The sequence below is a fragment of the Mycolicibacterium pyrenivorans genome, from assembly GCF_025821625.1.
Taxonomy (GTDB): Bacteria; Actinomycetota; Actinomycetes; order Mycobacteriales; family Mycobacteriaceae; genus Mycobacterium; species Mycobacterium pyrenivorans.
This window is the reverse complement of sequence record NZ_JACKSH010000028.1, coordinates 53,259-60,303: the sequence shown is the minus strand read 5'-3', so window position 1 is coordinate 60,303 and position 7,045 is coordinate 53,259. Positions and strand designations below refer to the sequence as shown.

Here is a 7,045-nt window from a genome sequence, read left to right as displayed (position 1 = left end):
TGTTGCCCGTCGCTATGGATGAGGATGTCGGCGTCATTGGCGGTGATGATGGGTGGGCTATGAGAACGGCCCCGCTCGGTGTGGTGAGCGGGGCCGTGGTGGGCTCGGTGACGGGGTCGTCGGCGTGGTGACGCCGTGGTCGGCGTGGTGAAGCGACTTGGGTTCAGTCGGTTGCTGTTTCGCTGATGGCGATGCGTGCGGCTTTCTCTCCGACGATGGAATGACCGGCGGCGAACGCCGCGGTCAGGGCGTGGAGAGCGAGGTTGTTGACCGCGCGGGGGTGCCCGCGTGAGGCGTTGTGGATCAGCGTGATCGCGTCGTCGGCGAACAGCACGTCGGAGCGGCCGGCGATTTTGGTGTGGTGGTTGATGTAGTCGGCGGTGTCGGCCGGTGTCATGCCGGGCAGGGTGTAGCGCACCGCGATGCGTTGATCCAGTGCGGCCAACACGCCCAGGCGTAGCCGGTGGCGCAGGGTGGGTTGTCCGACCAGCACGACAGCGAATGGTGATCCGGAGTCCATGTCGTGGTTGGTCAGCAGCCGGATCGCTTCGAGTTGACCGTTGTCGAGCAGGTGGGCTTCATCGACGACCAGGACGGGGCTGCGGCCGCGTTCGGCGTGCTCGGCGGCCAGGGCGTCAGCGGCCTGGGGTGCCAGGCGTGCGGTGTGAAAGACCGGGGTGTGGCCGAGGGCGGCCACGATGTGGGTGAGCATGCCGCGCACCCCGATGGTGGGGTTGGCCAGGTAGATGATGACGTGTCGTGCTGGGTCCAGCGCGGTGGCGGCGGCGCGGATGGCCACGGTTTTGCCGGCGCCGACTTCGCCGGTGATGACTCCGATGGCGCATTGGTCCACACACCAGGAGATTCGGGCGATCGCTTCGCTGTGTCCGGGGTGGCGGTGCAGCATCGACGGCGCGAGATCGCGTCCGAACGGCATCCGCGAGAAGCCCCAATGTGATTGCAGTCGTTGAATACTCATGCCGACACCCCATCCTTGTGATCGAGGCTGGGCAGCGCGAGTTGACCGGGAAGCTGATTGTCATCGGTGGCCGTGGCCTGGGCGCCGTAGAGGGCGTGGTAGCCGATGCGTTCGTCATCGCGCAGCTGCTCATGGTGGGCCGCGGCGGTCAATGCCAGGTAGTCGATACCGGTGGCTGCCGGCGGTGTCTGGCTGCTGATTTCGGGTCGGGCTTTGGGGTGGGCGTGGCGGGTGATCGTGTGGGCTATGGCTTGGCCGTAGCTTCTGTCCTGGTCGCGGACCTCGATGGCCTGCAGGTCGAACGGGGAGAACACCAGTTCCACCCGGCGCCCGACCAGGGCGGGGTCGACCTGGTAGGTGTTGGAATGCAGCGAGACGGTGGCGGTTTTGGTCACTATCCGGAACTCCGACCACAGGAACGCTTCGGTCAGATCCGCGGCGGTCGGCAACGCCGCAGGGTGGCCGAGCCGGTCGAAGCCGGCTTCCCAGCGGGCCAGTGGGGATTGCCCGGTCTCGGTATGGATTCGGCGGTGGTATTCGGTTTCAACCCAGGCCATGAACAGCCGGTTGAGCTCCAACAACGCACCAGCATGGTCGACCCCGGCCGCAGCGAGGTCCTCAGCGGTGGTGTCGGTCACCTCGACGAGGAACTGTTCACGCACGGTGCGGAAGAACCGTTCGATCTTGCCGCGGCCCTGCGGGCGACCGGGCGCGGAATGCACCAGCCGGATCCCGAGTTTCGCGCACGCCCGCAGCAACCACGCATCGACGAACGCGGACCCGTTGTCGACATAGATCGAGGCGGGAACTCCGCGAGCAGCCAACGCCGGCTTCAACGCCGCCGCCAGGCGCACGGTGTCTTCGGCGAACCCGAAGCGGTGCCCGACCACCAACCGAGAATGGTCGTCGAGGAACGCGAAGAGGTAGGTTTTGCGGTCCCCGACCCGCGGGCCGTGCAGGGCATCGCCGACCCACAGTTCATTCGGGTCGGGGGCTTCGAACCGCCCGAACACCTCAGCGCTCTGACCTGCGGCCGGGCCCATCAGCTCACACCGATGGAAGTGGCGCAGCAGCGTCGATTCCGAGGGCGCCCACCCAGTCGCGGTGCGCAGAATCCGGGCCACCTGCGCGGCGGTGCGGGCCGGGTTCTCCCGTTTGAGCGAGGCGGCCAACTCCAGCACCTGGACATCGGTGCGGGTGGCCAGCCGGCGCGGTTCAGGGACCAGCGCTTCGAACCCGCCGCCGCGGTAGCGCCGGATCCAGCGGTCCAGGGTGGCCCGCGCGATCTGGACCTGGGTGCCGAACGGGTCGATATGGCGACGGCCGGCGATCTCACGGACTACCCGGCCCCGCTGCCGGGTCGAGAGCCCCTCTTCCAGCGCGGGGCAGATCACCTGATAGCGGAACAACCCGATCGCATTCGCCCGTTCCCGACGCTTGTGGTCCTCCAACGACACCGCAGTGCCCTCCTCACACTCGATGGCCCCACCCGAAACCGTCTGTCGGGCAGGCGCCCTGGCGAGGATCACCGATCACCTGACTGTGCGTCAGGGGCAACTGGTGTTGCACGGCACCGCCGATGACATCGGCGGCCACCCAGGCGCCAACAGTCGAGCGCCGCTGACGGCCACCACCACCAGCGCCGGCGTCACCACGCCCAGCAACCCGGCCGGCCCGAACCGCTGCCCGATCGCCGACGCGGCGACCATCACCGCCGCCACGACATCGCGCCAACCACAGCCGAGCCCGTCGGGGATCATCACATCGATCCCCGTACCCACCGCCACCGTGAGAAACCACGTCCTCATCGACTCCAGACGCTGCCCAGCCCGCCGCAGCCAGCCCCGCACCGTCGACGGCGGTACCTGCAGTCGGGCAGCGATCCCGCGATGCCCTACCCCCTCAGCCCGCGCCGACAGCGCCATCCAAACCCGCTCGGCCGCATACGCTCTGCGCAACAGCATGGTGACCGGCAACAACACATGAGTGACCAGACAGGAGCGGCACCGGGCCCGGCGCGGCCGCACCCGATCATCGAGTCCCTCGACGTGGCGGGCGCGGGCATACCCCCAGCCGCCCAACACCCCGTCCGGACAAGCCGGGCAGGAAATCGCCCCACCAACCAGCCGCGACTCGACGCAGACACGATCGACCTCTACCGTCACCATCAGTGCCTCCGAGCACTACAGCGCGGCACCTCGCCAAGCCCGCCAAGACTTCAGCGAGGTGCCGCGCACCCATCAGTTCCTCGTCACACTGACGGTGCACACGAACAAGATCAACCCGACGACGGCGCCACAGGCCACATCAGCACGCTCAATGACGACCGCATACCCCGTCGTCGTCATCCCGAGAGACGGTCAACACCGAACAAGATCAACCCGACGACGGCGCCACAGGCCACATCAGCACGCTCAATGACGACCGCATACCCCGTCGTCGTCATCCCGAGAGACGGTCAACAACTTTGTGCCCGTTCGCCGGATGATGCCGTACTCGATGTACAAGCGCACCGATCGGTTCAAGCGGAACCAGGACGCGAAGCCGATGTACGCCAGTCGAGATCCGCAGAAGCGCGAGCTGAGGTTCTGGGAGACGAAGCACGGCCATGTGAACGAAGTCGCCGGGAGGCGCATCTACCGGGGCGCGTGCGAAGTGTGTGACGACGTAGTGCTTGAGGTCCGAGACGTATCCAGCGAGGAGTTCAGAGGCAAGGGCAACGCCGGTTGGCGTGGCCGGTGGCCTGCACTCTGCGACGGCTGCCGTGAGCGTCGGCGCGAGGAATCGCTACAGCGTCGATCCGCTGCGAAGCGGAAAGCTGACCGCGAGCGCATCGCGGACAAGCGGGAGATGGCCCGCGATGAAGCGGAGTCCAACGCAGATGGGAGGCCGTCATGGAGCGAAGCGCAAGCGGCTGACGAAGCGGCTGACCGGGCGAAGTGGGCACAGGAGGACCGCGAAGCGGCATCCCGGTACCGGCAGCGGCGAGGTATGCGCTCGCCGTACGACCGAGTCTGACCGGTTATTAGTCGCACATCGAATAACTATTATCAGCGAGGGGCCAAGAGGCCCCAGTGATCTTGCGTGCTTGAGAGCGCACCCGTCCCGGTGCGCCTCGTACGCGAGACGGTGTCCAACACCCGTGGCACCTGTTGACGGTCGGTCATGGCTCTCACCTCCCGACCGTCACGAACTTCGCCGACACCTTGGTGGGATCGTCGGCTGGACGTGAGCCATGAGCCCGTCCCTAACCCCGGAGTGACGCTCTGCGTCAAGGTTCCTATCTCGCCTTGTTGGGCTCCGGGGCCATGCTTCTGCCTCGACCACGACGGTCGGGGCCTTTTTCACGGCCCGGAAACGTACTCGGGCACATGCGGCGTCGGTGGCGTCGCTTCCACATCAAGTGATCGGTCGTCGGCGGCGACCGAAGAAAGAAAAGCACCATGTCCTACTGCACCCACGGACACGCCATCCGGTCGCAGGCCGACCGGAACACACAAGGCCGCTGCCGGGAATGTCACCGGCTGAACAACCGCCGGCATCGTGCCGATGTCAGGGTCAAGCTCGCACGGCTGGCCCAGATAGAGGCCCTGCTGAGCGCGTAGCGCGCTCCTCGTAGACATCACCCCACAGGGGTGAGACACCGCTCCAGCGACCGCTGAGAGCCCCGTAGACCTGCCCAGGCGGCAGGCAACCCAAATGAAGGAACACCATGTCACACCCACCACTTACCGACCTCCCCGAGCACTGGCAGGAGCACATTAAGCACCTGCGCCAGGACCGCGCCAAGCTGCGGGACGAGAACGGTCGGATGAAGGCTCAACTACATCTCGCCGACCAGGGCTTGCCGTCGAGCTGGCAGAAGAAACTGCGGAAGCTCCGCGATGAGAACGTCCAGCTCCGCCGGGAGCGTGCCGCGCTCCGCATCGAGCTTGAGGCCCGCACCGATGGCTAAGTTGCCGATCATCGCGTGGGACCAGGCGTACAACCGCAACGGCGACCGCAAGCTACAGCGCACCGTCGTCAACGCCATCCGCACCTACATGGACAACACCACCTTGACCGGTTGGGTCAAGGCGGAAACGCTAGTCCAGGACACAGGCATCAAAGAGCGGACAGTGCGGGAGCAGATCGCCGCCAACGTCGCGGCTGGCTGGCTGGAAGTTGTCGAGAGCGGCAACTCATCCGGCAGGGCGAACACCTACCGGCTGACCTATCCGAACCATGCGCCACAGCACATGGTTGGGGGTGGACCATGCGCTACAGCGCACGGTAACCATGCGCCACAGCGCACCCCTACTACTCCTAGAACTTCTCCTCAAGAGAAGTTCATAGGAACTACTCCAGAAGAGAACCATGCGCTACAGCGCAGGGTTCCCGATCCTTGGGGATCGGGGGCTGATCTTCCCGCAACCGGAATAACTACTGAGTTCAACCATGCGCCACAGCGCAGGGTTCCCAAGGGTGCGCCAGAGCGCACGGTCCCAGAGTTCGCACCGTGCCGCGTCGACCCGTTCTGTGACAAATCGCAGCCCTGCGATTGCGGCAACTGAAGACCCCGCATCGCCGACTTCGAGTCGGCACCTGACTGGAGCCCTGGCCTGACCGCCGGGGCTCCCGTCGTATCTGGGCCAGCATCCGCTGGCCTTGACACCCACCAAATGAGGAGAGAGCACACACATGGACGCACTAGAGCACGCCGTCCGAGACGCCGCAGAGTTCGGCGCACCGCCGAAGACTTTCCACGTCGGCCCGGACGCTGCCGTGAACTTCGGGACCGGACCTAACCCGTTCGACCACATGCAGGTGACCGCTTGGGTCGATTCGTTCGACACCGCCGACGTGGCGGCAGGCCGCAGCGAATGAGCTGGGAACGTCCCGAGACGTTCGAGGAGTGGTTCGAGAAGTGCGGCAAGCCGTACGAGGCCGCTGTGGTCGCCAACGGCGGCACACCGTGGACCGAAGATCCCGAGAAGCGAGCCGCTACCGCCCAGCGCCTCGGACTACCCGCAGACACCGACCCGACTGAACTGCGCCGCGCGCTCTGGGAGCGCCGCAGCAAGAGGAGCAACGCATGACCGCTACCGAGACCCTAGACAGGCCCCTATCGGCGGTCCCTACCCCCGTATTCGAAACGGGCGACGCTCTGACCAGCGTGTCCGTGCAAGAGAAAACACGGGTGTGCAAGGACTGTCGCGCCAGGAAGCCTGAACCCGAGTTTCCGACCGACAAGCACGGCAGGGCCGACACCCGGATGTGCTTGCAGTGCGTGGACGAGAACACCCCGACGCTGATGACCGAGTCCGAGATCTCAAAGTGGCTAGGCGTCACCATCGCGGAGGTTCGGACGTGGCCCACGGCGGGGGATTACACCCCGCACGGGAAGGCGACCCTACCGCTCTACAGCAGACCCACCGTTTCCAGCGACTACCTGCCCGCCGGGTGGCGCTCCGTCTTCGATTGGACAACAGCATGACCGAACAGAACCCCGTTTCACCCGAGCAGTCGGATCCTGACGGCCAAACGGCCACCCCCCAAGGTGGCAGTACCGCCGACGCTGAGAACGGCAACGAAAAGCCGATGCCCCGCGAACAGCGGTACAGGCTGCAGCTTCGCGAAGCCGAGGGCCAGCGTGACGCTCTACAGGCACGTGTGGACGCGATGAACCGCAGGGAGGTCGAGCGACTGGCAGCCGATGGCATGAGCCATCCGGCAGACCTGTTCTCGCTGTCGGGTAACGACCTGGCCGACTACCTCACTGAAGACGGCGACGTGGACGCCGAGAAGGTGGCCGCTGATGTCGCCGCCATCCTGGCCGAGAGGCCCGGTCTGCGGAAGATGACCCCAGGCTACGACCCGTCGCAGGGTCTCGGCGGTCGACCGCCCAAGGGCTCCCCATCGTTCGGAGATCTCCTCAAGTCTTGAGCTGGTCAGCTTGACAGCGAAGCTGTAAGCGCGTCGTCTGTTGGCGACTACCTAGCTCAACCAAAGCCTCTGTGAGGCAACTAGATCCGGGTCCGTGGCCCGGTGACTCACCCATCCATTTCAGGGCCTCTAGCGACACGC

General features: G+C 65.8%; 10 protein-coding genes. 7 read left to right on the top strand and 3 right to left on the bottom strand.

Going from position 1 to position 7,045, the window contains the following annotated elements:
* Positions 1–163 precede the first annotated feature (163 nt).
* From H7I57_RS05250 to H7I57_RS05240, 3 genes are all read right to left on the bottom strand, one after another.
* A complete protein-coding gene (locus H7I57_RS05250; protein WP_011767780.1) occupies positions 164–979 on the bottom strand; it encodes an ExeA family protein in 816 nt (271 codons plus the stop codon).
* A complete protein-coding gene (locus H7I57_RS05245; protein ID WP_013470158.1) occupies positions 976–2,436 on the bottom strand; it encodes a DDE-type integrase/transposase/recombinase in 1,461 nt (486 codons plus the stop codon). Before H7I57_RS05245 ends, H7I57_RS05250 begins: the two co-directional genes overlap by 4 nt.
* Before the next feature lie 90 nt (positions 2,437–2,526).
* Positions 2,527–3,147: an RNA polymerase sigma factor gene (locus tag H7I57_RS05240; RefSeq protein ID WP_011767782.1), complete on the bottom strand. Its 621-nt coding sequence runs from the start codon at positions 3,145–3,147 to the stop codon at positions 2,527–2,529.
* A 331-nt stretch (positions 3,148–3,478) separates the two neighbouring features.
* On the opposite strand from H7I57_RS05240, the gene H7I57_RS05235 reads away from it, so the two are divergent.
* From H7I57_RS05235 to H7I57_RS05205, 7 genes are all read left to right on the top strand, one after another.
* Positions 3,479–3,997, top strand: a complete 519-nt coding sequence (locus H7I57_RS05235; RefSeq protein WP_264022293.1) for a hypothetical protein — start codon at positions 3,479–3,481, stop codon at positions 3,995–3,997.
* A 694-nt stretch (positions 3,998–4,691) separates the two neighbouring features.
* The gene (locus H7I57_RS05230) at positions 4,692–4,934 is read left to right on the top strand and encodes a hypothetical protein (RefSeq protein ID WP_264022292.1); all 243 of its coding nucleotides are present in this window, start codon (positions 4,692–4,694) and stop codon (positions 4,932–4,934) included.
* Positions 4,927–5,532, top strand: a complete 606-nt coding sequence (locus H7I57_RS05225) for a hypothetical protein (RefSeq protein WP_264022291.1) — start codon at positions 4,927–4,929, stop codon at positions 5,530–5,532. The genes H7I57_RS05230 and H7I57_RS05225 overlap by 8 nt, the downstream gene beginning before the upstream one ends.
* A 127-nt stretch (positions 5,533–5,659) precedes the next feature.
* Entirely contained in the window at positions 5,660–5,845 is a 186-nt protein-coding gene (locus tag H7I57_RS05220) for a hypothetical protein (protein ID WP_264022290.1), read from the top strand.
* Entirely contained in the window at positions 5,842–6,057 is a 216-nt protein-coding gene (locus H7I57_RS05215; protein ID WP_264022289.1) for a hypothetical protein, read from the top strand. The genes H7I57_RS05220 and H7I57_RS05215 overlap by 4 nt, the downstream gene beginning before the upstream one ends.
* The gene (locus H7I57_RS05210; protein WP_264022287.1) at positions 6,054–6,455 is read left to right on the top strand and encodes a hypothetical protein; all 402 of its coding nucleotides are present in this window, start codon (positions 6,054–6,056) and stop codon (positions 6,453–6,455) included. The genes H7I57_RS05215 and H7I57_RS05210 overlap by 4 nt, the downstream gene beginning before the upstream one ends.
* A complete protein-coding gene (locus H7I57_RS05205; protein ID WP_264022286.1) occupies positions 6,452–6,904 on the top strand; it encodes a hypothetical protein in 453 nt (150 codons plus the stop codon). Before H7I57_RS05210 ends, H7I57_RS05205 begins: the two co-directional genes overlap by 4 nt.
* The last annotated feature ends 141 nt before the right edge of the window (positions 6,905–7,045 follow it).

Excerpts from the sequence above, each read along its gene's own strand:
- H7I57_RS05215 (WP_264022289.1), top strand. The coding sequence starts at position 5,842 with ATGAGCTGGGAACGTCCCGAGACGTTCGAGGAGTGGTTCGAGAAGTGC.
- H7I57_RS05205 (WP_264022286.1), top strand. The coding sequence starts at position 6,452 with ATGACCGAACAGAACCCCGTTTCACCCGAGCAGTCGGATCCTGACGGC.
- H7I57_RS05230 (WP_264022292.1), top strand. The coding sequence starts at position 4,692 with ATGTCACACCCACCACTTACCGACCTCCCCGAGCACTGGCAGGAGCAC.
- H7I57_RS05220 (WP_264022290.1), top strand. The coding sequence starts at position 5,660 with ATGGACGCACTAGAGCACGCCGTCCGAGACGCCGCAGAGTTCGGCGCA.
- H7I57_RS05250 (WP_011767780.1), bottom strand. The coding sequence starts at position 979 with ATGAGTATTCAACGACTGCAATCACATTGGGGCTTCTCGCGGATGCCG.
- H7I57_RS05235 (WP_264022293.1), top strand. The coding sequence starts at position 3,479 with ATGTACAAGCGCACCGATCGGTTCAAGCGGAACCAGGACGCGAAGCCG.
- H7I57_RS05210 (WP_264022287.1), top strand. The coding sequence starts at position 6,054 with ATGACCGCTACCGAGACCCTAGACAGGCCCCTATCGGCGGTCCCTACC.
- H7I57_RS05225 (WP_264022291.1), top strand. The coding sequence starts at position 4,927 with ATGGCTAAGTTGCCGATCATCGCGTGGGACCAGGCGTACAACCGCAAC.
- H7I57_RS05240 (WP_011767782.1), bottom strand. The coding sequence starts at position 3,147 with ATGGTGACGGTAGAGGTCGATCGTGTCTGCGTCGAGTCGCGGCTGGTT.